Annotated in this window: 1 protein-coding gene; it reads right to left on the bottom strand. The window is 48.3% G+C overall.

The features are described from left to right. On the bottom strand, positions 1-383 hold a 383-nt coding region (locus tag AC3E7H_RS09970; protein ID WP_490676515.1), incomplete at both ends, for a hypothetical protein.

The following is a 383-nucleotide window of genomic DNA, read 5'->3' as shown; positions in this document are numbered from 1 at the left end:
GCACATCAGCAAGCACATCAGCTTCAACAAGTGCAAGTACATCAGCAAGCACATCAGCAAGTACGTCAGCTTCAACAAGTGCAAGCACATCAGCAAGCACATCAGCTTCAACAAGTGCAAGTACATCAGCAAGCACATCAGCAAGTACGTCAGCGTCAACAAGTGCAAGCACATCAGCAAGCACATCAGCAAGCACATCAGCAAGCACGTCAGCTTCAACAAGCGCAAGCACATCAGCTTCAACAAGTGCAAGTACATCAGCAAGCACATCAGCTTCAACAAGTGCAAGTACATCAGCAAGCACATCAGCTTCAACAAGCGCAAGTACGTCAGCAAGCACATCAGCAAGCACATCCGCTTCAACAAGCGCAAGTACGTCAGCA

The organism is Streptococcus sp. SCPM-O-B-15304 (M98), assembly GCF_058200215.1.
The sequence above is the reverse complement of the archived record's forward strand: the minus strand, read 5'-3'. Positions and strand labels throughout refer to the sequence as shown.